Raw genomic sequence first — 25869 nt, forward strand, 5'->3', positions numbered from 1 at the left:
ATTACCCACAAACAAAATGATACCGCAACCAAATGAATGGAAACGGTAAATCAGTTTATTTAAAATTTCTTTCGGTTTCTTACTTTTCCTTAGGTCGTTTCATGATCGCATAAATTTCGAAAGCAAATCCGAAAAGAACAACCATAGGAGCCAAAGTAATTCTGCGAAAACTAAAGATATCCTCATCAAAAACAGTTGGATCGTCTGATCCCCCACCCATCATCAGCATAAACCCAATGATAATAATAGCAAAACCAATCAGTAATAACTTATAGTTCTCTTTTGCCAAAGCAAATTCGAGTTTCTTGTCGTTCTTGTTCATATATTAAAAAAATTTTAATCCTATACTTTAATTAATACAGATGCCTGGTATCAATTCTTAAAAATTTGTTGACTGCTAAAAAGGTTGAAATCCAAGTGATCACGATTCCAATTAAAACAATCATTATAAATAACAAGCCTAATACTTCAACATTTTCGAAAGCAATAACATCCCGCAACTCTCTTTGAGATAAATAAATAACTCCCGTCAAAAGTAAATTGGCGATTATCGCTCCCAAAACACCATGCCAGAAACTACGGCCCATAAATGGTCGACGAATAAAACCACGAGTAGCACCAACCAATTGCATGGTCTTAATCAACATTCGATGTGAATAAATCGACAGACGAATGGTATTATTGATCAGAGTCACCGAAATCAAAAAGAGCAAGCCACTAAAGGCCAGGAGAATTAAGCTGATTTTCTTTACATTCTCGTTGACCAAATGCACAAGGGATTTCTGGTAATAAATCTCTTGAATTTCGTCATATTTAGCAAGCTTCTTTTCTATTTTGGCAATACTCTCAGGATTTGCATAATCGGCATACAATTTCACATCGATTGTTGCCAATAAAGGGTTGTAACCTAAAAATGAAACAAAATCTTCACCCAAATCCTTCTGTAATTCCTTAGCCGCCGTTTCTTTATCGATAAATTTTGTTGACTTTACAAATGAACTCGCATCCAGGAATTTCTGTAAACGACGAATTTCAACTTCCTTCACATTATCTTTTAAAACAACTGATAACCCAATATTTTCTTTCACATAATTGGATAATTGCTTGGCATTTAAAACCAATAAACCCATAAGTCCCAACATAAAAAGGACCAATGAAATACTAATAACAGAGCTAAAATATGAAGTTCGTAAACGGCGTTTCGAAGCCTTATTGCTTTGAGCCATGATAATATGTTTATTGTGAATGTAAATTTACGGCAACATGCGAAAATACAATTTTTAATCAGAAATTACCCTCTTCGTTCAGAGTAATTTGGACAATAATTTCATGAATTATTTGAGAATAGAATTCAGATCTTAAATGAGAATCATCAAATTTCATTTCAACATAAGCTCTCACATTCATCATTAAATTTCTGATTAGTTTTATTACTTTTGATTAGTTATACCGCACACTAAAGAAAAAACAAGTTGGGAATCATTCGTAAACAAACCATTATTGGCTCGCTATTTTCCTATTCAGGAGCTCTGTTAGGACTCGTCAACACAGCCATTCTATTCCCCCGACTACTCAGTACCGATGAAGTTGGTTTATTAACATGGTTAATTGCGGCCACTATGATGACTTCACAAATTTCAAGCTTAGGTTTTGGGGCAGTTATATCTCGTTTGTTTCCCTATTTTCGAAATAAGGAAAACCAACACAATGGCTTCATGTTTATTCTTTTCTGTGTTGGAATCCTGGGCTTTGCCCTTTCGCTTATTGCCTATTTTGCTTTAACACCATTTGCTCCCGGCTATTTTAACTCAGACTCTTCATTCAATCTCGATTACCTATTCTATCTGATTCCCTTGGTTTTCTTTAGCATCTTTTTCAACCTTTTGGATGGCTTCAACAGGGTGATGTACGATGCCATCTCAGGAACCTTCTTTAGAGATATTGTATTCAGATTGATTGTTTTAGTGAGTTTGCTTCTCCTGGGACAGGAAATAATTGATTTTAATCAATTGATTTTTATTTATATTTCAGCCTATTGCCTCCCTGCAGTTTTGTTGTTTGCAGTATTGATTAAACGGAAACAGGTTTCTTTTAAACCTAATTTAAAATTCATCAAACCTGATCTAAAAAAAATCATGATCAACACATCAGTGTTCGGTTTACTAAACAACTTTGGAAATAAGATTGCTGCTCAAATTGATAAAATCATGATTGTGGGGATGTTAAGCTTGGGGGCCAACGGCATATTTACCGTGATGTCGTATTTCGGGGTTCTGGTTTCAATGCCATCCCGAAGTTTGAATAAAATCTCAAGCACCATAATTGCTGAAGCCTGGAAAAAGAAGGATCTTAAAACCATATCAAAAACTTATGCTCAAAGCGGCTTACACCAATTCATGGTAGCCTGTCTTCTTTTTGTAGGTTTATGGGTCAATATTGATAATGTTCTTCAGATCGTTACACCTGAATATATTGAAGGGAAATATGTGGTTTTCTTTATCGGCTTGTCCAATGTGGTGTTAATGCTATCCGGAATTAGTGGTGTAGTCATTCAGAATTCACCCGCTTATCGCAAACAATCTCTATTCCTAATTATTTATGCAGGACTTATTGTTGTGAGCAATGCCATCATGATTCCAATCTGGGGTATTATTGGGGCTGCGGCCGCATCGTTTATAGCTAGCCTGTGTTTTAATCTGATGAAATACCTCTTCTTACTTAAACGATATAAATTCCAGCCTCTGAATTACCGCTATGTGTTGGTTGTTTTTTGTGCGGTTCTTTCCTATTATATTGCTTATTTACTCCCCAAGCAAGATTCTTTCATTGTAGATATCATTATTCGAGGAGCCATAGTAAGCCTTATTTATATTGCGTCATCACTAATATTGTGTATTTCAAAAGATTTTAATGACTATGCAAAGAAACTGATCAAGCGATAACTATTTCTTGATAATTTCGATAATTTCAGTTGTTGATACAGATGGGGTTCGAGGTAAATAAACGACCTCGCATAATTCTTTAAACATATCAAAACGACCTTCCCAATCGTCACCCATCACCAAAACATCAGCTTGATATTTTTTAATATACTCCCCTTTCAGTTCCAATGATTCCTCGAAGAAAACCTCATCGACAACCTTTAAAGCCTTTATGATATCCATTCTGTCTTCCTGACAATAAATTGGATTCTTCTGTTTCTTGGAATAATTCAAAGCATCTGTTGAAACACCCACAATCAGGTAATCGCCATTCTGTTTTGAACGCTCAAGTATGCGTAAGTGTCCAATATGAAACAAATCAAATGTGCCGAAAGTTATAACTCTCCTCATAGTCCTTTTTATTAATTGTTGCGAAAATAGTATTCCTTAATGAATTTAAGAATCCTTTTAGCACTATTATCATCTGTATTCAGGTATGATTTCTCAATGATCTTTGATCGTTCTTGTATAAATTCATCTTTTTGGGTGAAGCAATAAACAAGATCTTGCTCTAATTTCTCCTGACATGTAGAAATGGAACCGACAAGAAAATCATTAAAGAAAGCATGCAGTTCGCGATCTTTTGTTTCATATTTTTCACGATCATACAAAAGAAAGAATATTGGACGATTCAATAATATGTAGTCCATATAAATTGAGGAATAATCACTAATCATTCCGTCTACCTTTGGGAGTAAAGGATAAACATCTTTCACATTATCATACCAAATTATTCGTTCGAAATCCTCGCTTATCGATTTGTATTGAGGCAAAGGGTGCAACTTAAAAACAAAAACATAATCATTTTCTAAAGCAAACTGATTCAATCGATTCAAATCAAGAATTCCATCAGATATTCCATCGCCACCTGTATCCCGAAAGGTTGGTGCATAAAGAATAGCTTTTATCCCTTTTTTACGCATCTCAGCAACTTTATTGATGCTTACTACATCTGAATTGACATCTGAATTCCGGTATTTCTCAGGATTCACAATGACGTCATTTCTCGGATAGCCTGTTTCAATAAAATGTTCGGCATCAAAAGCAGGTTGAAAAAATTCACGGGTAAAAAAATCGCCTGTAGAAATTACAGCTTGATACTTTGGCAATTTTCCAACAAAATTCAAGATAAACCTTCTGTATAAAGAACTCGTTTCCTTAATGAAAAACTTATTGCTTCGTTGTATCTTCTTAAATCCTATTCCATGCCAAATCTGAATAATTTTAGCTCGCCAAAACAATTGAAATCGACAATTATCCATCCATGAAAAATTATCAACCACAAATACGTTGCTTCGAAGCATAATCCAATAGGCCTTTGCCGATGGATAATAAAGAATATTTGAATATTGAAACCGAAGTGTTTCGTAGGTGTCTTTGTTAGCAGTCAACAAATAAAAATCCTGATCAGTTTCCTTTTCAGAAAGATATAAGAAGAAGAATTTCACATTATCGATAAAGAAACCATCTTTTGCTCCCATAAGAACCATTCGATTTCTTTTTTTGGGTATCAAATAGGTCAACGGAACAATAAAGATCCATCCTAAAAGGGTCGTGAGAAAAATTACGGGTTTGGAGTATTTGTTGAGGTTCATCGATTCAATTTTCTAATTTCCTGAAAAACTCGCTCAGAGCTATTTCCATCCTGATGGCTGTGATACATATCACAAATATTTTTTCGCCAATCGGCATGTTCATCCGGCTTTTGTAAATAGGTTTCAATTTGATTCCTAAATTCCTTAAATGAAGCTGCCTTATAGCCAGGTGTGTTCTTTTCAAAATCTAAAAACAGACCTTTGCTTTTTTTGTACTCTTCCAAATCATACGGAATATATATAATCGGTCTTTCGAGCAAGAGATAATCAATCCAGATGGATGAATAATCGGTCACTAAAATATCCACATAAGGCAATAACTCATAAACATCCGGAAATAAATCCTGATCTGCTTTCAATACGCGTTTCATTTTTGAGACATCAAAACGGCTCAGTTCATCAGCTCGCTTAAGATCTTCCTTATGTCCTCTTAATAAAATATAAGCCTGTTCTTTTTCAAGAAAAGCATCCAGTTGCTCAGAGTTGAAATCCTGAAAAGGAAAAAACTCCGCCGATTCTGTTTCTTCTCTCCAAGTGGGTGCATAAAGAATAACCTTTTGATCCAAAAAAGGATATTTATCGACCAATTCCCCATCTTTAGGTGCCGACAACAAATAATCATTCCGAGGCAAACCACTCACCCAAACATCATTGATATCCATTCCGAAACCCGCCTGATGAAGTTCCTGCTCGAGAGGCGAACAACCAACCATATAGCTGTATTTCTGCATTTGGTATCGTTTGCCATATTTTTGCCAAACTTCGGTTTGAAGCCCCATCTTTTTCATGGGTGTACCATGTCCCAAATAAATAATGTGATTACATTTCTCGTGTAAATAGTAAGGAAAAAATGGCGCAGCACTTATCCCATATGAAATAATCACATTCTTCGTACGTAGAAAAAGAAACAGCCCTTTCAACGAAAGGGCATAAACCACTTCGCCAGAAAACTTCTCTTGCAATTTGGCATAAAGTCTTTTGTTTGCAGTAAAAAGAACCGATCTGAATTCATCCTTCTGACGCATGTACTCAAAAAGGTATTTCGAGTTGTCGTAATAATACTTTTCGGTCAGAAAAAACAGGGCAATTCGTTTATCCTTCCTCACCAATTTCTCTATCAAATAATAGAAATTTCGAAGGATAAAGATCACAATGTGCAGAAAAATTATCTTCAGCACAAAGTTGACAAATTGCTGTTTTTTAATGAGTTTATTACTCATCACTTGTGTTTTTTCTATATGATCTTAGAGTCCAAGCCAAACCTCCCAATACCAAAGTAAAAAAGAGAATCATGCTGGCTAGTGAAATATTCTCACCCACATAAAAAGCTTTGGGTTCGAATTTAAATTCTATTTTATGCTTGCCTGCTGGCAATCGCATAGCCCGCAATACATAATTTGCTCTAAAATGTGGCGATAACTTTCCATCAATATAGGCATTCCAACCTGGTTGATAATACATCTCTGAGAATACGGCAAGTTGCTCTACTTTCGATTGGTAGTCGTATTGAATAGCGTTAGGTGCGTAGTGCGTCATCTTGATACTAGCCAAACTGTCAACACTGCCTACAAAACCTTTAACCTGATCGGCAAAACGCTTATCAACAATCAACTCTTTAGCTGGATCGAATGCATTCAGACTCATAATTTCCTCATTAGCATTGTCAACCATCTTAACATTTGAGACCAACCATGCCGCTCCTAATGCATCAGGATTATAAACAGCATGTGTTCCTCCTTGTTCAGATCGAACAATTTCATAACGTGCATTCAGCATATTCAGAACCTTAGCATTATTCTTCTCAATATGGTAATCGTAAAGTTCCTGAATGCGTCGAAGCTTGGCTCCATGATAACCACCTATCGACTTATGGTAATATGACGTACTTGAATTTTGAAATGCTCCACCTGTTTTATTGTACACACGGTAATCGCTATTCATATTTAAAGCCCACAATTGAGCAGCAACCATTTCGTACTGATTCGCTTTTCGATTTTCCTTCTTATAATCCGTAGCTGCCTTTTGAAGTTTTGCTCCCAAGTCCGGATGATTTTGTATCTCCATTTGCAGAATCTCATAATCAGCCTGTGTTGGATTAAATGCCAGCTTCAAATCCTTTTTAGCAACAAAACTGTCGTTGTTTAAATAACGCTTGTTTACTGGCCACAAATCAGCAAGAATCAAAACGATTAAAGCTGACACCATCACCTTAGCAGAAATAGTTTTACGACTGTAGAAGAAAAGTAAAACAGCCCCCAGAGCAACAAAAACAACAGAACGCAAAGCATCTGCTCTAAAAATTGAAATTCGGGCATTAATCAGATCACTTTGAATTTGTGAGATAAATCCTATTGCATCGGGGTTTCCCGATTTGATTTGAGCGAAATAAGAGGTTTCGATATCACTCATGAAATCAAGTCCCAGATTAGGGAGTAAAAATAAAAGCAAGGCTAAACCTCCTGTTAATACTAGAGGAAGTATGGTAATATTCAAATTTAAAGACCCAAAAGCTATTTTACGTTTCAAAACATCGGGCTCATCAATCAATTTCTTTACAGCTAATATCGCCAGTAAAGGCACACAAATTTCCACCACAATCAAGATAGAAGAAACCACTCGGAACTTGTTGTAAAGCGGCACATAATCCAAAAAGAAATTCGTTAAGCCTGCAAAATGATGGCCCCACGATAGCATAATTGACAAGATAGTAGCCGTCAGTAAACCCCATTTCAACCGCCCGGGCACAATAAATAAACCCAGAACAAACAAAAACATAATTAAAGCACCCACATAAACAGGACCTGCCGTAAAAGGTTGATTACCCCAATAGTGATGGTTATCTACCTGTTCCATCCCGTAATAGTCATCAACTTTTTTAATCTGTCCGCCACTTACATAATTCACAATTTGAACAGCCTCCTGTGGCGAACCCGCTCCCCCTTTTACATTGGGAATAAGTAAACTCAAAGTCTCCTGAATACCATAAGACCATTGAGTCGCATAATCCTTATCAAGTCCGGCAGTTTTATTATTCTTATCACCTATGGTCAATTCCGACTTACCACGGATAGTCGATTTACTATATTGGTATGAATTATAAAGGTTGGTGTTGTTTACTGCTATAGCAATAAAAGAAGCCGCCAATAATACGGCAAGAGCTCTAAAAAACTGTTTCAATTCTTTCGCTTTCAATCGGTAATAAAATTCGAATATCACCAAACAGAAAACCATGATCGCAAAATAATACGTCATCTGAATATGATTGGAATAAAGCTCCATTATCAAAAAGAAGGTTGCCAACAAACCACCCCATAAATATCGCCCCCTGAAGACCATAAGAATTCCAGCCAAAGCGGGTGGAATAAAAGCAAGAGCATTCACTTTCCAAAGATGTCCCGCACCAATGATGATGATGAAATAGGTTGAAAAAGCGTAAGCTACCGCTCCGGCAATAGATAACCAGGGGTTCACTCGCAGGGACAGCATAAGAATATAAAATCCAATCAGGTAAAGCAACAAATACCGGACAGGATCTGGCGTATGCAATTCTATCAATTGCTTGAAGAAATACATATCCTTTGCCTGATAATCCACATTGATTTGATAAGCAGGCATCCCACCAAACATCGAATTGGTCCAAAGCGGATCCTCGCCCGTGGCTTTTCGGTAATCGATAATCTCTTTTTTTCCTCCCCAGGCATTCAAAGAGTCACCCTTTCGTAACTCTTTCCCTTCGAGTACGGGTTGAAAATAGATAAAACCTATAATTAGAAAAATAAAAACAGCTGAAAGGTAAGGGATCAGCTTCTGAAAGAGATTTTTAAAATCCATGTGTACCGCTTTTTTTTTGTAAGCCACTAAAGTACAAAAAAAGCAGAAAGCTTTAACTAAAGACCAACAGGGTTTTTAAAGAACATAAGTTAACAATATCGTTTTATAACCTATTTCTCTGCAAGTGAACTATTACCAATAAAAATTCTCCATTTAATTTTCATACATATATTTTACCTTATTTAAACATTTTGTTTATGATAACAACTTAATTAATTCATCTGATTTTTATTTACACTCAGTGTACACAAAACACTAAACACCACCAGACTAGACAAATAAATAAAACTCTATTAAAAAAATGAATAATTAAAACAATCCTGTTATGTTCATTTCAAAATACTACTTCTGCTTCGTATAGAATTGTATTTCTCGTAAAAAAACCTTATACTGTGATTATCAAATCTATAAATCACGTGAAAATTATTATTTTATGATTCAAACCAGAGTATTTAACCCTGAGAATAAACCTAACACTACAGAAAAAGAAAACGTAATTGATTTTTTATTTAAAAACCTTCAGGAATATGGAGATCCAAGAGCAGATATCGAAAAAGCAATTGATTACGCTCTAAAAGAAACAAAATCCTTTGGAGGATTTATCTTAGTATCCTATCTAGACAATGAAATATCCGGTGCTGTTGTTGTTAACCAAACTGGAATGAAAGATTACATTCCTGAGAACATACTTGTTTACATTGCTACACACAAAAAGCATAGGGGACAAGGCATAGGAAAAATACTCATGCAAGAAACCATTAAACTGGCAGAAGGAAATATTGCTTTACACGTTGAACCTGAAAACCCGGCACGGTTTCTATATGAAAAATATGGATTTTCAAGTAAATACATCGAGATGCGTTACATCCAACCCTCTTCCAATTAAGCGTCCTTAATGCAATTCCTCAAAAGCAAATAAACCTCTATTACATTCTAATTCAAACCTATGCACTTTATCGACATATTGATTTTTATCATATATTTTGCTGTAATGCTTGGTGTTGGCTTCTACTTCTTTAAGAAAAATCAGAATATTGAAGATTATTATATTGGAGGTCGATCATTAGGTAGCTGGCATATTGGATTATCTGTTGTAGCCACAGATGTAGGCGGTGGTTTTTCTATCGGACTAGGAGGATTAGGATTTACAATTGGACTTGCAGGTTCATGGATGTTGTTTACAGGTTTGATCGGAGCCTGGCTAAGTGGCGTCGTTTTAATTCCTATCGTTAGCAAACTATCAGTCAAACATCGGTTTTTCACCTTTCCCCAGATATTCGAACATTTTTACAACAGTAAAGTTGCTCTGATTGCCGGAATCATTTCGGCTATAGGCTATATTGGATTTACCAGTTCTCAATTACTGGCCGGTGCCAAACTAGCATCTGCCACATTTGTCGAAATTGATTTCCTAACTGTACTCATTATCATGGGGGTTATCGCAGTGGTTTACACAGGAATCGGCGGTATGAAAGCGGTTATTTACACAGACACAATACAATGGATTATTCTGATGTCTGGCCTCATATTTATCGGGATTCCCATTTCTTACCAAGCCATTGGCGGGTTCGATGCTATAAAAGCATGTTTAAAACCCGAATTGCTTTCTTTAAGAAATATTCACTGGCAACAATTGGTCAATTGGGGAATTACGATAATACCAATTTGGTTTGTGGGAATGACACTTTATCAGCGTATTTACGCTTCTAAAAGTGAGAGTCAAGCTAAGAAAGCCTGGTTTATTGCTGGTTTGTTCGAATGGCCACTGATGGCTTTTATGGGCGTTACACTGGGTTTGTTTTCGAGAGTCGCTTTTGAAAATGGAATGTTTACTGAAATTGGCTACTCGGTAAGCACTGGTATCGATCCCGAGATGGGATTGCCAATCTTACTAAATAAAGTCTTGCCTGTTGGTTTAATGGGCTTGATGCTTTCGGCATATTTTTCAGCTGTTCTTTCCACTGCTGATAGTTGCCTTATGGCAGCTTCAGGAAATCTACAAACTGATATTTTAGGCAAAATATTCAAATTTAAACAGGATCGTAAATCACAATTACTCACATCCCAAATTATTACGCTCAGTGTTGGAACTTTAGCTCTTTTACTCGCTTCATATATGACGAATGTGCTTGAACTAATGCTCTATTCATATGCTTTTATGGTTTCGGGATTATTCATTCCGATTTTGATTGCCTTATACGGAAAGAAACCCAATTCACTTGCTGCTATTTTATCAATGGTAATTGGAGGGACAACCACTGTCGCTTTAATTGTTTCAAATCTCGAATTGCCCTTTAAGCTGGACGCTAATATCTTTGGCATCACAGCCTCGGCCTTCGTTTATTATTCAGTAACTTTCTTATTAAACAAAACAAGCAGATGACTACTGATATTATTGAATTAAGACATAACCTTCATAAATATCCTGAAGTTTCAAATAATGAATACAAAACTTCGGAGAGGATTTTAAATTTTATAAATACCTTTTCACCCAATGAGATTGTTAATCTAAGTAAAACGGGAAAAGCTTTTATATTTAAAGGGAGAAAACCTGGAAAAACAGTCATTTTTAGAGCTGAACTGGATGCATTACCTATAGCAGAGAAATCATCACTTGTCTATTCATCTGTCAACTCAGATGTAGCACATGTTTGCGGACACGATGGGCATATGGCTATTTTAGCTGGCCTGGCTCAAAAAATAGCTAAAGAACGCCCTCAGTACGGAAAGGTCGTTTTACTTTTTCAACCTGCTGAAGAAGTTGAACAAGGGGCAAAAGATGTGGTTGAAAATCCCGGATTTAAAGCGATTAATCCTGACTTTATTTTTGCACTTCATAATATTCCTGGAATTGAAAAACACCGTATCGTAATGAAAAATGGCAGTTTTTCTGCGGCTTCAAAAGGAATGACTGTTAAACTTTTTGGGAAAACATCTCATGCGGCTGAACCCGAAAATGGCATCAGCCCAGCCAATGCTATTTCTAAAATCATTAGCCAGCTACATCAGTTAAGAGACAACAAAAATCTTTTTAAAGATTTGAGCTTACTCACCATTATTCACATTCGATTAGGCGAAATCTCTTTTGGCACATCACCCGGATATGCTGAAATAAGAATCACTTTGCGCTCGTTTGAAAATGAAGATATGGATACTCTGACCACTCACTCTGAAAACATAATCAAAGAGGTTGCAAAAACAGAGGATTTAAAATACGAAATCAGCTACTCTGAGGTATTTCCTGCCAGTATAAATGATGATGAATGTCTGGGCTTTGTAAAACAATCTGCCAGACAAAACAATTTAAAAATCGAACTGATAGAGAAACCTTTTAAGTGGTCTGAAGACTTTGGCTATTTCTCAAAAGATTTCAAAACCTGTTTATTTGGGCTGGGAGCAGGAGAAAATCAGGCTCCGCTTCACAATCCGGATTACGATTTTCCGGACGACATTATTGAAACTGGGATAAATCTATTTTATAGTATTTACAAAAAAATCAATTTCTAAAATGACTGAGAGTTCCATAATAACCCTTGACGAAGAGTCACTGCAAAACAACGTGGCTTTTTTAAAAAAGAAAATCGGTAAACATGTCATCATATCGGCAGTTGTTAAGGCCAATGCTTATGGTCATGGCATTGAACAAATTGTGCCTCTTTTCGAGAAACATGGAATAAATCATTACTCTGTATTTAGCTATAAAGAAGCCATTCGGGTTTACAACAGCTTACCCGCTCCCCACCCTATAATGATTATGGGCTGGATTTCTGATGAAGATATGATCGATACAATTAAAAAGGGAATCGAATTTTTCATCTTTAACACTGAACGCCTACAAGTAGCACTATCATATGCTAAGTCATTAAACACAAAAGCCAATATTCATCTTGAAGCAGAAACGGGAATGAACCGTTCGGGATTAAATATGAATGAATTAAATCAGGCAATCTCCCTCATTAAAGATAATGAAGACTATATCAATATAGCCGGCTTCTGCACACACCTTGCTGGTGCAGAAAGTATCTCAAATCATTCAAGAATACAAAAACAGTTAAAAAGGTACCAGCAGATGTTAACTGTTCTGAAAAAAAATGACATCAATCCCCAATACAGACATGTAGCAAATTCAGCAGCCTCATTTGTTTATCCCAAAGCAAGAATGGACATGGTGAGAATTGGCATTATGCTTTATGGATTTTGGTCAAGTACCGAAGTGTTCATTCAATATATTAACAACAGGGCAAACAAAAAAGATCCTCTGGATCGTATCCTAAGCTGGAAAAGTCAAATCATGTCTATTAAAGAAGTAAAGTGTGGTGAATTTGTAAGCTACGGACTTTCATATCTGGCACAGACAAATATTAAAACCGCACTCATTCCAATTGGATATGCATCGGGATACAATCGGTCATTAAGCAATAAAGGAATCATACTTATTCAGGATCAAATATGTAACGTGATTGGATCGGTAAATATGAACATGATTATTGCTGACGTTTCAAACATTCCCGATGCAAAAGTTGGAGATGAAGTCGTCATTATTGGAAAACAAAACGGATTAGAAATCAAAGTCAGTGCTTTCAGTGATATCAGTGATCAGCTCAATTATGAAGTATTAGCCCATTTATCAGAATCAATTAAACGAACTGTTGCAAAAAAACAATAATCATGGCATACATTACTTTAGACGTTAAGAAATTAAAAGCAAACTACATTTATCTCGATAATCTTTTTTTAAAAAAGAATATTCAGTGGTCAGTCGTAACAAAAATGCTTTGTGGAAATAAAATATTTCTGACAGAACTCTTAAAATTTGATATCACTCAGATATGTGACTCTCGTGTTTCAAATCTAAAGATGATTAAATCAATCAATCCCAAAATTGAAACTATCTACATTAAACCCCCTGCTAAACGGGCTATCTCCAATATCGTTAAATATGCTGATATTAGCATGAACACTGAGTTTGAAACCATAAAATTACTCTCTGATGAAGCCAGAAAGCAAAATAAAACTCATAAAATCATTATAATGATTGAACTGGGAGAACTCAGAGAGGGGGTCATGGGAGATGATTTTATCGACTTCTATGAAAGTGTTTTTAATTTAAAAAACATCCAGGTCGTTGGAATAGGTGCCAACCTATCGTGCCTTTACGGGGTTTTACCCAACCATGATAAACTCATTCAATTAAGCCTTTATGAACAATTAATTGAGGCGAAATTTAATAAACACATTCCTTATGTTTCTGGAGGATCTTCGGTAACCATTCCTTTAATCTTTCAAAAACTACTCCCTAAAGGCATCAATCACTTCAGAGTGGGAGAAACTTTATTTCTTGGAACAGATATATACAATAACACCAAGTTTAAGAAAATGCATTCCAATGTATTTAGTCTTTTTTGTGAGATTATTGAATTAACTGAAAAACCAATTGTTCCAATGGGAGAAATGGGAACAAATGTGGAAGGCGAAAGCTTCGAATTTGACCAAAACGATATTGGAGAAACCTCTTACAGAGCAATTATCGACATAGGACTTCTTGACGTTGAAACCGATCATCTTGAATTAGTTGATAAAAGTCTGGAAATAGCGGGTGCCAGTTCGGATATGATTGTAATCGACCTTCACGAAAATAAAAAGAAATACGCCGTCGGGAACTTAATCGAATTTAAATTGGATTATATGGGAATTCTTAGAATTCTAAATTCGAAATACATCGACAAGAAAGTTATAAACAACTAACATCAAGGTTTCCTGTCCTACCGAATTTACAGCTTTCGGTAGGGCAAATTTAAAAAGACTGGACCTTATTTCTTTTTATGTTGCCAACAATAGCGAGTGCCCGAAGTTGCCTTTCGCTTACAGCGTGACCCGTTTTGAGTCTTACCACAACACTGCCCTGTATAGGGCTTTGTTTTGCTTATTTCAGCTTGCTTTTTAGCTTTTACCATAGCCATATTATTGCCTTTACAAGGGCCAAAATCCCAATTTTGAGCACTTCGCTGAGCTTCCAACTTATTCTCTATGCCATCGGGTAATTGTGGGAAGAAATCAACTCCAGTCAACTTTTCAATCTCATCAACACTTACAACAAAACTTGATAGCGGCTGTTCTGACTTCTTATTCGCCAAAAGGAAGGCTATCATTTCAGCATGACTGCCCTTTTCGCGGAAAATGATTTTATAGTATTTCTCAGGAACAGCAACCCTATTTTCCCCAATAAATGGCAAACCGGATTTCAATACACCTCCTGTCACCACATAGATTTTGTCGTAGACTTTTGCCCAATTTCGAACCTGCGTTTCCAAATTTTTCCAAATCCCACGGTTAAAAGAAGGTTTCTGCGGAGACATATTCGACATGTAGAAACTCTCCGACATGGCGGCAGCAGAAAACCCCATATCAGCCGCAGGAGCCAGATGTCCCCTGTCGTAACCACTCCCTTTATAATCCTTCAGATTTGCAGAACCTGTTTTAACATCAGGATCGGGTCTGAAATCGTCAACTCGTTTAATCAAACCCACCGTTTCGTTCGAGCTTAGTTCATAAGCTACCCATTCTGCCTGCTCAAATTTCTCGCTGTAAGAAAGAATATAGTTTTTGTGCTTGATAATTTCACCGGTATGAGTAGGCAGGTATTTGTAATCTTGTGAAAATCCCGACAAGGATATCAAAAGAAATAAAGAGAGTAAGATTTTTTTTATCATCGGAATTAAATTTTAGACATAAAAAAATCCTCTTGATTTCTCAAGAGGATTATCGCGGTACCCAGGGCCGGGATCGAACCGGCACGGGTTGCCCCACTGGTGTTTGAGACCAGCGCGTCTACCAATTCCGCCACCTGGGCATTGCTTTTGATTGCGATGCAAATGTATGGAAATGTTTCATTCCTGCAAAACAAATAGAGGCTTTTTTTTAATAAAAAAACGCACAAAAAACAGGCTTTACAGGTACTTCTCTGACTTTCATTATTCTATAAATCGTCTGCCTAATAAAAATAACACCTTTTTTCTTAATCTTTTCTTCAACCTAAGCTCACTGAAACCTAATTTTGATTTTTAAGGACAAAAAAAGAGGCATCCTCAAAGGATGCCTCTTTCAATATATAGCTTGAAAAGTTTATTTCAACTTTTTAAATAGCTCTTTCATGCTCACTTCTGATTTGATGATCTCGTATAGTTTTGAGATCTCTACACGCTCTTGAGCCATTGTATCACGGTAACGAAGTGTTACGGTGTTATCTTCTAATGACTGGTGGTCCAGAGTCACACAGAAAGGCGTTCCAATAGCATCCTGACGACGGTAACGCTTCCCGATCGAGTCTTTCTCATCGTACTGACAGTTAAAATCGAATTTCAAGTCGTTGATAATCTCACGAGCTTTATCAGGCAAACCATCTTTCTTAACCAATGGCATCACACACAATTTCACTGGAGCTAATGCTGGTGGCAATTTCAATACCACACGCTCGTCAACCTTACCATCTTCTTTCTCAATTTTCTCTTCCTGGTAAGCTTCCGACATAATCTGAAGGAACATACGGTCAACTCCAATTGAAGTTTCAACTACATATGGTACGTAGCTCTTGTTCAATTCCGGATCAAAATATTGGATTTTCTTACCTGAAAATTCCTGGTGCTGTTTCAAATCAAAATCCGTACGAGAGTGGATTCCCTCTACCTCTTTAAATCCGAATGGGAATTTAAATTCAACATCAGTCGCTGCATTGGCATAATGAGCCAACTTATCGTGATCGTGGAAACGGTATTTATCCTCACCAAAACCAAGCGCTCTGTGCCAGCTCATACGAGTCTCTTTCCAGGCATTGAACCATTTCATCTCTTCACCCGGACGAACAAAGAATTGAAGCTCCATTTGTTCGAACTCACGCATACGGAAAATGAACTGACGGGCAACAATCTCGTTACGGAAAGCTTTCCCAATTTGCGCAATTCCGAAAGGAATCTTCATACGACCTGTTTTCTGAACATTCAGGTAGTTTACGAAAATACCCTGAGCCGTTTCAGGACGAAGGTAAATCTTACTACTACCATCAGCAGTAGATCCCATATCGGTTGAGAACATCAAGTTAAACTGGCGAACATCCGTCCAGTTCTTAGTTCCCGAAATAGGACAAGCAATTTCATTATCGATGATAATTTGCTTCAAATCTTCCAAATCGTTCTTGTCTAATGCCTCAACAAAACGCGCATGAACAGCGTCCATTTTCTCTTTATTAGCCAACACACGAGGGTTAGTCGAACGGAATTGAGCCTCATCGAAACTCTCACCAAACTTTTTCTTAGCCTTGGCAACTTCCTTATCCATTTTAGCCTCGAACTTAGCCAATAGATCTTCGATCAAAACATCTGCTCTATAACGCTTCTTAGAGTCCTTATTGTCAATCAAAGGATCGTTAAAAGCATCTACGTGTCCCGATGCTTTCCAAATGGTAGGGTGCATAAAAATAGCAGAATCAATCCCTACTACATTTTCGTGTAGTTTTACCATTGAATCCCACCAATACTTTTTAATGTTGTTTTTAAGTTCAACACCCAATTGTGCGTAATCGTAAACCGCAGATAAACCATCATAAATTTCTGATGATTGAAATACGAATCCGTATTCTTTACAATGAGCTACCAGTTTTTTGAAAACATCTTCCTGAGCCATAGTTTTTTATTTAGATTTTATTTTTTTCTGAAATTGGACACAAAAGTAACCGTTCATAATGGAAGGAACAAATTCTAACCCACAAGGAGCAATTAAATCATTCTGTCTAAAAATAAATTAGTCGTCTATTTCCTCAAAATCGACATAGTCGCCTACATTCTTTGTATCGTGCTTTTCTTTATGTGTCGTATTTTTTTCAACAGTTACTTCACCTTCAGGTTTTTGTTGATACTGTTGCTGTTGTTGATTATTCTGCATCTTATCAAAAGTTTTCTTCACAATAACAGGGAAGAAAGCTTTAAACAAAAATTTAAAAAGGTAATATATAACTCCTATAACTAATATGAATCTTAATAGTGCCATATGAATTTACTTGTAATTTATAATTCGAATCTCTGATCCACTCAGATAAAAACAGATAATAAAAAACAACCGTCAAGCGGTTTTTCGATCTGCCCAATATCCTTTTAACTTGTACACCAATTTTTTTGATCAGATGCAAAGATAAGGATTTCTGCAAATAAAAAGAGCCTGTCGCAAAGGACAAGCTCTTTATTAGAATATTAGAGTCAAAATTACTCTTCTAATTCTTTCTTTTTCTCTTTAGCCTTTTTCTCATTGAGCTTTTGCATATGCTCATAAATCAAATCTTCCTGAATCTTACAAACATCTTTCTTTTGAGACTTTTTTCTACACCCAAACATCAAATTCATCCCGAATCTAAAATTAGCCGTTTGAGCCGTATTAGGATTCATCGCAAGTAAATTGTCACTTACAGCATAAATCTGAAAAGGGCCTAATTTTGCTGCAATACCAGCACCAACATTATTGTATGAGTTATTTACCATAGAATAGCTAACTGATGCAGAGAAGTTACGAATCACTCTTGTATTCGCCGATAATGTCAAAGATGGACGAAGTTTCCCATTATAAATTTCGGTACGACTCACAGCACCCACATTCATGCGTTCGTTAAGTTTATAACTTCCGCCCAAATATACCTTGGTTGGCAAAGCCTTTGAATAAGAGCCTGCATTGTCTCTAAATCGGAATGCATCAGCAATAGAATCGGTCAAATCCTCCATCACGTCTCCAATCTCTCGGTAGTTGGGATCTTTTGAATTTCCTGATTGCGACCAATCGCCACCTTGCCAATCAAAACTCGCATCCTGATACAATTCGTAAGTATCGTTCCACTTAATACCACCAATATCCAAAATACTGGCATAAAAAGTTGTTTTTTCATCGAACTGATAAGTTGCTCCTAAATCGAAAGCAAAGCCCTTATTGTTTGTTCCTGAAAAGAAGGTGCCATCCAAATCATCATCCAAAACATCAATATCATCAATATAATTTGTGCCATCAGGATCTGTTTTTTCTGTAATATCTAAAGGCATAGACACTTTCATCAACTGCTTGGAATGCAAACGAACCAAATCCCCAGATTCAGATGTGTACACCGATAGGTCTGATTCATCCATATGCATATTGGCCACACCAAAAAGCATTTTGGCTTTTACACCCACAGTCAATTTCTCTGTTACTTGCTTTGAAACTCCTAAAGCCACTTCATGATAAGCCGTTCCTTCTAAACCTAAAGCGCCTAAGTCGGCAGTACGCCCCATGTAATTTGCATTCCCATTTTTAAGAAATGAGACCAAACCTTTATCAAAACCCAATCGGGTATCCACTTTTGAACTCATATCAAGAGTGAAGAACATTTTCTTAGCACGTATTCCCAATGAAAAGAAAGTATAGTCGAACTGATTGGTAATGGTATTGGTTGACTGCAGTGCATCATGAAAACTATTGATATCAACTACCAAAGAATCTTTCTGTAAACCGGTTCCATCCTTAATGATATCATTATAAGTGAAACCATTATTAGCGTAGTTCAAATAAATTGAACTCATCCCCGGGAAACCTAGAAAAACCTTACATTCGGGTTGGATAGCCGGATTCAACTGATTGCTTTGCGGTACATTCTGCATCAGATACAGCGTATTATTCATTTTTTGCGCTGAAAGCAAGTTGCTCATGAATAATCCGACAAATAACAACAGGCTATATTTTAATCTTGTTTTGTACATCTGTATAAAAGCTATGGGTTATTTAGATAGATCGACTTGTGCATTTACCGAAATCGAAAACTTCAATTTATCCGATCCTTTAAGTTTAACGGACTGTTTTCCTTCATCGTAGGTACTCACAGCTGCCTTGATAATAATATTCTCAGTATCGTTCAAACTCTTTATTTGATCTTCGGTTAATTCAATTGTATTCACAACTTCTTTTACTGTAGAAGGATCAACTTCACCGGTAGCTGTTACACCAGCAGCATTTATAATACTTTCATTAGAGATTGTAGAAAGTACTGTGTAGCTGGCATCCGTTAAAAATATATTCTCAATCTTCACATCTAAAGGCAAGCCATTTTCCGATGTGATAATCAAGGCCGCTTTTACAATTTTTTCAGCATCACTAATATCAACTTCGTCAATGGTATCGGAAATACTTAAATTATCTGCTTTAAAATCCATTGGAATATCCATTTCCAAGTCTGCAGAAATAGATGAAGTTCCTGAAATGATGTTGATATTATTCCCGGCTGCTAGAGGATTATATCTCGTCCCATCTAAATTTCGATTAATCCGAACCGAACCTGAATAAGTAATGTTTCCAGATGGTGGCAATGCCATAAAAGGAACAATCTGAGAATTATCCTTATCGTACATGATTGATGCCTCGATCCCTGCTAAAACCTCAGCTTCATTTGTAGGATAAGCTGGCAATTGATCCTCAGGATCAAGGCTTAAAGTAGCTCCATCAGAGTTTGAGCCTGTCATATTAGCCGAAACTAAAAATGGAACCCCAACTGTATTATTGAATTTAAGACTAATCCGAGGATCTGCAAAAGTGAAATTTCCGTCAATATCATCCCAAAAGTCAACGCCCATATCGATATCGCCAGATCCAACATCAATGGTCTGATCGCCAAAGTCACCTTTAGCCAATTTGAATACTAATCCACCAAACTGGTAACCAATCTCAAGATCGTTTCCATTACTCCTAATTGTACCAGAGCCATCTGCAAGAATCGTTACTCCAAAACTAATATGTAAGGTATTATTAACTGAAGGGCTTGGAAAAGTAAATTCTAAATCGGTCAAGTCCCAATCTATAACCTGAGCATTCGCATTAGGTGAAATATCAAAATCCTTACTAAGAGGACTTGCCCCAGCAACACTGCCTTCTTCCAAAGTTACATTAAGCTTAATAGCTTTATCAACAGGATTTGATACCGTGAAACTCACCTTAGTATCCAGCTTTAATTTAGTCAGAATAATATCTGTCTCATCAGCTTTAATATTAAACCCTTTTGTTGAAGACGCGAGAGTCGCATCAGAAGTAAAAGGAACAGCGACAGTTGGATAGCTAGACATATCGAATGTCGTGGAGTAAGGATCCTGATCTGGAAAGGTTAAAACCTCATCCGTACCATAACTAAAGATATCTTTCTCAGTATACTTAATATGAATTAAACCATCATCACCAAGAACAATGGTTTGATCTGCTTCGAGTTCCTCATGCTGATTCAGAAGATACCAAAGACTATACTCGCCATATCCAATCGGGGCAACAAAATTAGGTTGCCAATCTACTTTATCAGATAATCTATCGAAATCATAATCATCAGAATCGACGCATGATTTAAAAGGCATAGTCAAGAAACAAAACAAGACCAGCAAAATGGGGATTCTAATTTCTCTTTTCATTATACAATGGTTTTATGTGGTGATTACATGTTTTAATACAATCTAAGAATCAGCAAATCTACTCATCCTTTTTCTAAAAAAACAACATCCCAGCCAATTAACTCACATCCGAAAACAAGCTTTTTGTCATAAAAAAACATTATTTCACGGAATAATTTAACAAGAAATTCCGGTTATCACAAGCAAACAAGTGGAAACCTTTTTGTAAACCATTTGAAAAAGTGATTGAAAAAGCGGTATTCCCCTTCAGTGGAAATCCTTTATGATTCTGACCATTCATCTTTATCAGATGAATTTCATTATCCCCTTTAAGACAAATTCCTATTTCGAAATCGCGTGGCGAAAACTGATAAACAGCCGGAGAATCCGAAATCGATGAATTAAATTCCAAATCCAGTAATGTAGAGCCCTTGGTATCAAACACATTTAACGTCTGATCATGACTCACAATGTATTCCGACTCACCATCGGCATTGATATCCTTGGCAATAAAATAATGATCTTTACCTAAGTCTGTGAACTTTTTAGTTTCAACCTTACCATCCATATAAAAATATTGAATATTGCCTTCGCGATCAGAAGTTACAATTCTGTCAGGATGTCTTGAACTAGCTGGCTCAAGATAAAAAGCATTATGTCTTGATTTTGAAATTTGTTTCTGAGGTCTTAACCGAACCTGACCTCTCCTATTTAGAAAGTAAACCCGGTACGCATCAGCAAAAACAATATAGTCTTTACTTTTAATTCGAAAATGCTGGATTTCACTTATGATTGGATTTTCTGCTTTCTTAAACTTCCACCCATCAATCAATTTCCCATCCTTAGAATAGGCGTAAACTTTTCGATCCTCACACGGAATAAAAATGCGATAGTTCCTGTTATTGCTGTAATCAAAAACCGAAGCGCCTCGAACTGCCTTAGACCTTAATAAAACAGGATAATTGGCAACATTGTCCCCATTACGGTCGATCAAATGCAACTTATCCTCAGTGACAAACAGATACTGCAACTTATTATTTCGATACACATCAATCTGACTAACTTCACCAACAATTGGCGAAGACAAGGGTCTTTTCCATAGAATTCTACCCGAAGCCGGATTAATCAAATAAAGTTGATTTTTTAAGTCTTGAACCAGAATTTCTTTCTCTTGTGTGTAATGATTCGTCACCAAAAATGGCTTGTGCACAAAAGCTGTATCAAGACGAGATTCCCAAACAGTCTGGGGTGCCAGCTCCAAAACCGGATTGTGCTTCACAAAAATATTATTGTAGATCAAATCTTCATTGGCACTCATTTGCACACCAATGGCTTGAAATTTATTGAGTTCTTCGCTATTTTTCTGTAAGCTTTCTGTGAGATCATCATTCAGAAAACCTAAGATAACCTTATTGGAACGCGGCATATTCGTATAGAAAAAGAAATTCGCCTTATTGGATAAATACTCCTTACTTTCATCAAAAACGGGATTTTTGTCCAGAGTTTTTCGCAGAAATGAAGCATGAACGAATTCTGATAATTGAGCTTTACTCTTGCCAAAAATCAAATAATTATCGAAAATTGTGACATAGGTCATTGGTGCTCCTTTGAAGAAACGACCAAATATTTTTTCAAGAATCAGATCGTCCGGCATTCTGAACACATCAAATTCTGTCGCGCCATCAAGTCTGAAACTTGTTGAGTAGTAAGATAAACTGCGTTTATTCTTCTGGGCATAAAAATTTAACATCTTCACTATTTTTTCCTTGGCAGCACTAGCCGATTTTGTTCGGATAACTGAAAATTGCTGATCGCTCTGATTATCTAAATATACCAAAGCAATTTCCTTATGTATTAGCGAGTAAATCAACTCTTCAAAATCGGTTCCTGTTTTATCCTTTAAATCTTTCAACCCCTCCAAATATGTTTTCAGACCATCGCTTCCCTCAAGAAACTTCCGATAGTCCTCTTTGTGTTGCTGAGGATCATTTAATCCTAAAATAGCGACTAAACCTGAGTTGCCTGGCAAAACGGATTCCAATTCCATTTTCACAGCATCCTGCTTCATAAAAATGTTCAGGTAATTATTTTCCGCCTTATCTGAATATGAAAAACCATTCAGTAAGACCAAATGGTCGCGAAAACTTAAATCCAACTCAGCCCAATTCCCCAAATGAGAATAATTCGTCATGTGCGATTTTATCTCTTTCTCAAAAAGAGCTGCAACCTGCTTTTGACACTTTTTAAGATTGAAATAAACATTGGCATCTACATTTTCTCCCTTTGTTTTAAAAACCTGATTAAATCCTTTGCTTTCACTTATCGATCCGGGCTCTCCAAGCTGTCGGACTGAATTCTCAAGATAAATCATTGATGAACTCAACAACATCAGCCCTTTTGAAAAACAAAAATGCAAGAAGTTTTTGTCCGTATTAGTCTTAACTGTATACAAATTCACACCATTATATTCTCTGCTTATCGGCTCTTTCTGCGAGCTGAAATTATCTAACATGAAGGTCTGAATCCTCTTTTCCTCAAGATAGCTTCGAACAGGAATCACATAAAGGTATTCAATCTGATTCTTTCCCATAATCTGACTCGCAATCGTCAGTGATCTGTTTAAATCAATTTCTGAATCCGAGGACGAATCATTAATCAAAGCAGAAAGATGCTTCAGATTTTTATCTATTTTGTCAAATGTATCAAACTGACAAAGTTCTTTCCAGACGCCTTGGTTTTTTTCAAGTTTTGAAATCAAGTCCTCAACATCATCAAAATGAATCATAATTTCAGAAGAAGGAGGAATAGCCAGAAAGTGATTGCTAGTCTTATATTCTTTCTGTTTTTGCATATAGATATAGGCCATGGCGAGAAGTCCAACAAAGAATATGACCAATAAGGGAATCAAACTTTTTTTTAACATACAAACAGTTTTTCTCTAGCAGATTTTAAACATCAAAAACAAAATTAACAATTTATACTAAAACAACATGATACATTTTAGCTAGCTTTTAGTTAAAAACCAGATGCTTTATGGATCTTGTTTTTAATTAAAGGATCTGTTATATCTTTGCAGTCAAATAAAAAACATCAATATTGATTTTTAGACTATCCCGTTTCACAGATTTTCATCTGATCCGTTACTCAATTTAGTCCAACAGAATATTGGAGTTTCAATCAAAAGTGCTTGTTCTTAAATAGGTTATAAAGTGAAGATAGGAAATTTAGATTTAGGGGATCAACCCGTTTTGCTGGCACCCATGGAAGATGTGACCAACCCACCCTTTCGTTTGTTGTGCAAACAATATGGCGCCGATTTGATGTATACCGAATTTGTGTCATCTGATGCATTGATTCGTTCAGTCAATCGCACCATGAAAAAATTAACCATTTTGGATGAAGAACGTCCGGTGGCGATTCAGATTTATGGGAAAGATGTGGATGCTATGGTGGGTGCTGCTAAAATTGTAGAACAAGCCAATCCAGAATTTATCGATATCAACTTTGGTTGCCCCGTGAGAAAAGTAGCTACCAAAGGTGCAGGTGCAGGAATGCTTCAGAATATTCCTTTGATGCTGAAAATAACCGAAGAGGTTGTGAAAGCGGTAAATATCCCTGTTACGGTAAAAACCCGTTTGGGCTGGGACGAAGATTCAAAAATCATTGTTGACCTTGCGGAAAAACTTCAGGACACAGGCATACAAGCTTTAACCGTTCATGGTCGTACCCGCTGCCAAATGTATACAGGTGAAGCCGATTGGGATTTAATTGGGCAGGTAAAAAACAACCCTCGTATGCACATTCCTATTATTGGGAATGGTGATATTACCAATCCGATTAAAGCCAAAGAAGCATTCGATAAATATGGCGTAGATGCCATTATGATTGGACGAGCAGCCGTTGGTAAACCCTGGATTTTCCGTGATGTAAAACACTATTTACAAACAGGAGAAATTTTACCTCCAGCAACCGTATCGCAACAAGTTGAGATGTTAAAACAACAGATTGATGCAGCCATTGATTGGATAGACGAAAAACGAGGAATTCTACATATGCGTCGTCATATGGCTGGTATGTTTAAAGGACTTTGCAATTTTAAACAAACTCGCATCGAAATGCTTCGCTCAGGAAATTACGATGATCTCATGCTGATACTCGATCGCATTTCTGAACAGTGGGGAGAAGACATTTCAGAGGACTAATTTCAAATTAAAAGATTACTCAAATAGCATAAAAAAGCTGGTCAAGTCGAAAGACTAACCAGCTTTTTTTATATCATCAATCCTACAAACTCTACTTCATCAATTTTGGTAACTCAATTACGAAATATGACGGATTGGTAATTTTATACTCTTCGCTACGTTTGCTCCAAGTCATTGTTGCCTTGGTAACAATACTCGATTGCAATAAGGCAATTTGTTCCAGACTCAAATTCAATTGAGATTTATAGGTTGAAAAACCATATTTTTCGTACTCTTTTGGCTCGAATTCTTCGGTATAAACCAGATCAACACTCTTCTCACCCATCAACTCAAGACTAATTTTGCATCCTTCTTTAATATAACCAAAGTATGAAAACCCTTCTCCAGTCATTACTTTCCAGTCGATTAATAACTTAACCTTTCCATCCCTAGATATAAGAGCCATATCAGCATTAACGATGTTCTTATGTTTGAAATATTTTTTAAGCTTAGGACTTGGTCCATTTATAAAATTAAGCTTCTCTGTTTCTGCATCCTTAAGTTCAATTTTTGAATCGATTACAGTTGGCTGCGGAGCTATATCTTTCACTTCCGAGTTTGCTTTTACATTGGGGGTTTCATCCACATATTTCCAAGTGCCATTATCGAATAAAACAACAACCCGACCAGAGTTTGTTTTAGCTATTTGTTGAGCTTGCGCAGTCATACATAAGCCAGCAAGAAATAAAATAAAAAGAAAAATTCGAGTCATATCGTTTAATTTTTAGTCTTAAAGTATAATCATTTTAGTCAATCCCAATGTCCGATTCTAAAGTATTGGTTGACGATA

20 protein-coding genes and 1 tRNA gene are annotated in these 25869 nt (G+C 36.4%); 7 read left to right on the top strand and 14 right to left on the bottom strand.

The window, feature by feature from the left end; all coding sequences use genetic code 11:
• Nucleotides 1-79 precede the first annotated feature (79 nt).
• Both EV201_RS09765 and EV201_RS09770 read right to left on the bottom strand, forming a co-directional pair.
• A complete protein-coding gene (locus EV201_RS09765) occupies nucleotides 80-322 on the bottom strand; it encodes a DUF3098 domain-containing protein (RefSeq protein WP_129255395.1) in 243 nt (80 codons plus the stop codon).
• A 31-nt stretch (nucleotides 323-353) separates the two neighbouring features.
• Nucleotides 354-1226: a cell division protein FtsX gene (locus EV201_RS09770; RefSeq protein ID WP_130307386.1), complete on the bottom strand. Its 873-nt coding sequence runs from the start codon at nucleotides 1224-1226 to the stop codon at nucleotides 354-356.
• A gap of 246 nt (nucleotides 1227-1472) precedes the next feature.
• On the opposite strand from EV201_RS09770, the gene EV201_RS09775 reads away from it, so the two are divergent.
• Nucleotides 1473-2942 (top strand): lipopolysaccharide biosynthesis protein, encoded by a 1470-nt coding sequence (locus EV201_RS09775; RefSeq protein ID WP_130307387.1) that lies wholly within the window; start codon nucleotides 1473-1475, stop codon nucleotides 2940-2942.
• On the opposite strand, the gene EV201_RS09780 is transcribed toward EV201_RS09775, so the two are convergent.
• From EV201_RS09780 to EV201_RS09795, 4 genes are read right to left on the bottom strand one after another with little or no spacing between them, the layout of a single operon-like run.
• Nucleotides 2943-3332: an FAD synthase family protein gene (locus EV201_RS09780; protein ID WP_130307388.1), complete on the bottom strand. Its 390-nt coding sequence runs from the start codon at nucleotides 3330-3332 to the stop codon at nucleotides 2943-2945.
• Between the two features lie 11 nt (nucleotides 3333-3343).
• A complete protein-coding gene (locus EV201_RS09785; RefSeq protein ID WP_130307389.1) occupies nucleotides 3344-4576 on the bottom strand; it encodes a CDP-glycerol glycerophosphotransferase family protein in 1233 nt (410 codons plus the stop codon).
• Nucleotides 4573-5796, bottom strand: a complete 1224-nt coding sequence (locus tag EV201_RS09790) for a CDP-glycerol glycerophosphotransferase family protein (protein ID WP_130307390.1) — start codon at nucleotides 5794-5796, stop codon at nucleotides 4573-4575. Before EV201_RS09790 ends, EV201_RS09785 begins: the two co-directional genes overlap by 4 nt.
• A complete protein-coding gene (locus tag EV201_RS09795) occupies nucleotides 5789-8407 on the bottom strand; it encodes a YfhO family protein (RefSeq protein ID WP_130307391.1) in 2619 nt (872 codons plus the stop codon). Before EV201_RS09795 ends, EV201_RS09790 begins: the two co-directional genes overlap by 8 nt.
• Nucleotides 8408-8840: 433 nt before the next feature.
• Between EV201_RS09795 and EV201_RS09800 the strand changes: the two genes are divergently transcribed.
• From EV201_RS09800 to EV201_RS09820, 5 genes are read left to right on the top strand one after another with little or no spacing between them, the layout of a single operon-like run.
• Complete coding sequence (locus tag EV201_RS09800; RefSeq protein WP_130307392.1) at nucleotides 8841-9293, top strand: GNAT family N-acetyltransferase; 453 nt, start codon at nucleotides 8841-8843, stop codon at nucleotides 9291-9293.
• A gap of 60 nt (nucleotides 9294-9353) precedes the next feature.
• Nucleotides 9354-10790, top strand: a complete 1437-nt coding sequence (locus tag EV201_RS09805) for a sodium:solute symporter family protein (RefSeq protein ID WP_130307393.1) — start codon at nucleotides 9354-9356, stop codon at nucleotides 10788-10790.
• Nucleotides 10787-11914: an amidohydrolase gene (locus tag EV201_RS09810; RefSeq protein ID WP_130307394.1), complete on the top strand. Its 1128-nt coding sequence runs from the start codon at nucleotides 10787-10789 to the stop codon at nucleotides 11912-11914. The genes EV201_RS09805 and EV201_RS09810 overlap by 4 nt, the downstream gene beginning before the upstream one ends.
• A gap of 1 nt (nucleotide 11915) precedes the next feature.
• Nucleotides 11916-13073: an alanine racemase gene (gene alr / locus EV201_RS09815; protein ID WP_130307395.1), complete on the top strand. Its 1158-nt coding sequence runs from the start codon at nucleotides 11916-11918 to the stop codon at nucleotides 13071-13073.
• 2 nt (nucleotides 13074-13075) lie between these two features.
• Nucleotides 13076-14152 carry an alanine racemase gene (locus tag EV201_RS09820; protein ID WP_130307396.1) on the top strand — a complete coding sequence of 359 codons (1077 nt, stop codon included), beginning with the start codon at nucleotides 13076-13078 and terminating at the stop codon, nucleotides 14150-14152.
• A gap of 65 nt (nucleotides 14153-14217) precedes the next feature.
• Here the strand turns inward: EV201_RS09820 and EV201_RS09825 are convergent, their stop codons facing one another.
• From EV201_RS09825 to EV201_RS09855, 7 genes are all read right to left on the bottom strand, one after another.
• Complete coding sequence (locus EV201_RS09825; protein WP_130307397.1) at nucleotides 14218-15117, bottom strand: DNA/RNA non-specific endonuclease; 900 nt, start codon at nucleotides 15115-15117, stop codon at nucleotides 14218-14220.
• A gap of 58 nt (nucleotides 15118-15175) precedes the next feature.
• Nucleotides 15176-15257: transfer RNA gene (locus EV201_RS09830), tRNA-Leu, on the bottom strand.
• Nucleotides 15258-15529: 272 nt separating this feature from the next.
• Nucleotides 15530-17083, bottom strand: a complete 1554-nt coding sequence (locus EV201_RS09835) for a glycine--tRNA ligase (RefSeq protein WP_130307398.1) — start codon at nucleotides 17081-17083, stop codon at nucleotides 15530-15532.
• Between the two features lie 117 nt (nucleotides 17084-17200).
• Nucleotides 17201-17341 (bottom strand): DUF4834 family protein, encoded by a 141-nt coding sequence (locus tag EV201_RS16505; RefSeq protein WP_207224430.1) that lies wholly within the window; start codon nucleotides 17339-17341, stop codon nucleotides 17201-17203.
• A gap of 317 nt (nucleotides 17342-17658) precedes the next feature.
• Entirely contained in the window at nucleotides 17659-19095 is a 1437-nt protein-coding gene (locus tag EV201_RS09845; RefSeq protein ID WP_130307400.1) for a DUF5723 family protein, read from the bottom strand.
• Between the two features lie 96 nt (nucleotides 19096-19191).
• The gene (locus EV201_RS09850) at nucleotides 19192-20859 is read right to left on the bottom strand and encodes a hypothetical protein (RefSeq protein ID WP_130307401.1); all 1668 of its coding nucleotides are present in this window, start codon (nucleotides 20857-20859) and stop codon (nucleotides 19192-19194) included.
• Nucleotides 20860-20998: 139 nt separating this feature from the next.
• Nucleotides 20999-23761 carry a DUF3352 domain-containing protein gene (locus tag EV201_RS09855; protein WP_130307402.1) on the bottom strand — a complete coding sequence of 921 codons (2763 nt, stop codon included), beginning with the start codon at nucleotides 23759-23761 and terminating at the stop codon, nucleotides 20999-21001.
• A 286-nt stretch (nucleotides 23762-24047) separates the two neighbouring features.
• Here EV201_RS09855 and dusB point away from each other — a divergent pair, with 286 nt between their 5' ends.
• On the top strand, nucleotides 24048-25040 hold the full coding sequence (gene dusB, locus EV201_RS09860; RefSeq protein ID WP_130307403.1) for a tRNA dihydrouridine synthase DusB: 993 nt from the start codon (nucleotides 24048-24050) through the stop codon (nucleotides 25038-25040).
• Nucleotides 25041-25131: 91 nt separating this feature from the next.
• Here dusB and EV201_RS09865 read toward each other — a convergent pair whose 3' ends face one another.
• A complete protein-coding gene (locus EV201_RS09865; protein ID WP_130307404.1) occupies nucleotides 25132-25791 on the bottom strand; it encodes a hypothetical protein in 660 nt (219 codons plus the stop codon).
• Between the last annotated feature and the right edge of the window lie 78 nt (nucleotides 25792-25869).

Origin of the sequence: Ancylomarina subtilis (genome assembly GCF_004217115.1) — a bacterium.
Lineage (GTDB): Bacteria > Bacteroidota > Bacteroidia > Bacteroidales > Marinifilaceae > Ancylomarina > Ancylomarina subtilis.

Excerpts from the sequence above, each read along its gene's own strand:
- EV201_RS09850 (WP_130307401.1), bottom strand. The coding sequence starts at position 20,859 with ATGAAAAGAGAAATTAGAATCCCCATTTTGCTGGTCTTGTTTTGTTTC.
- EV201_RS09810 (WP_130307394.1), top strand. The coding sequence starts at position 10,787 with ATGACTACTGATATTATTGAATTAAGACATAACCTTCATAAATATCCT.
- EV201_RS09770 (WP_130307386.1), bottom strand. The coding sequence starts at position 1,226 with ATGGCTCAAAGCAATAAGGCTTCGAAACGCCGTTTACGAACTTCATAT.
- EV201_RS09845 (WP_130307400.1), bottom strand. The coding sequence starts at position 19,095 with ATGAATAATACGCTGTATCTGATGCAGAATGTACCGCAAAGCAATCAG.
- EV201_RS09780 (WP_130307388.1), bottom strand. The coding sequence starts at position 3,332 with ATGAGGAGAGTTATAACTTTCGGCACATTTGATTTGTTTCATATTGGA.
- EV201_RS09805 (WP_130307393.1), top strand. The coding sequence starts at position 9,354 with ATGCACTTTATCGACATATTGATTTTTATCATATATTTTGCTGTAATG.
- EV201_RS16505 (WP_207224430.1), bottom strand. The coding sequence starts at position 17,341 with ATGCAGAATAATCAACAACAGCAACAGTATCAACAAAAACCTGAAGGT.
- EV201_RS09855 (WP_130307402.1), bottom strand. The coding sequence starts at position 23,761 with ATGTTAAAAAAAAGTTTGATTCCCTTATTGGTCATATTCTTTGTTGGA.
- EV201_RS09765 (WP_129255395.1), bottom strand. The coding sequence starts at position 322 with ATGAACAAGAACGACAAGAAACTCGAATTTGCTTTGGCAAAAGAGAAC.
- EV201_RS09790 (WP_130307390.1), bottom strand. The coding sequence starts at position 5,796 with ATGAGTAATAAACTCATTAAAAAACAGCAATTTGTCAACTTTGTGCTG.
- EV201_RS09825 (WP_130307397.1), bottom strand. The coding sequence starts at position 15,117 with ATGATAAAAAAAATCTTACTCTCTTTATTTCTTTTGATATCCTTGTCG.
- EV201_RS09800 (WP_130307392.1), top strand. The coding sequence starts at position 8,841 with ATGATTCAAACCAGAGTATTTAACCCTGAGAATAAACCTAACACTACA.
- EV201_RS09835 (WP_130307398.1), bottom strand. The coding sequence starts at position 17,083 with ATGGCTCAGGAAGATGTTTTCAAAAAACTGGTAGCTCATTGTAAAGAA.
- EV201_RS09865 (WP_130307404.1), bottom strand. The coding sequence starts at position 25,791 with ATGACTCGAATTTTTCTTTTTATTTTATTTCTTGCTGGCTTATGTATG.
- alr (WP_130307395.1), top strand. The coding sequence starts at position 11,916 with ATGACTGAGAGTTCCATAATAACCCTTGACGAAGAGTCACTGCAAAAC.
- EV201_RS09785 (WP_130307389.1), bottom strand. The coding sequence starts at position 4,576 with ATGAACCTCAACAAATACTCCAAACCCGTAATTTTTCTCACGACCCTT.
- EV201_RS09820 (WP_130307396.1), top strand. The coding sequence starts at position 13,076 with ATGGCATACATTACTTTAGACGTTAAGAAATTAAAAGCAAACTACATT.
- EV201_RS09795 (WP_130307391.1), bottom strand. The coding sequence starts at position 8,407 with ATGGATTTTAAAAATCTCTTTCAGAAGCTGATCCCTTACCTTTCAGCT.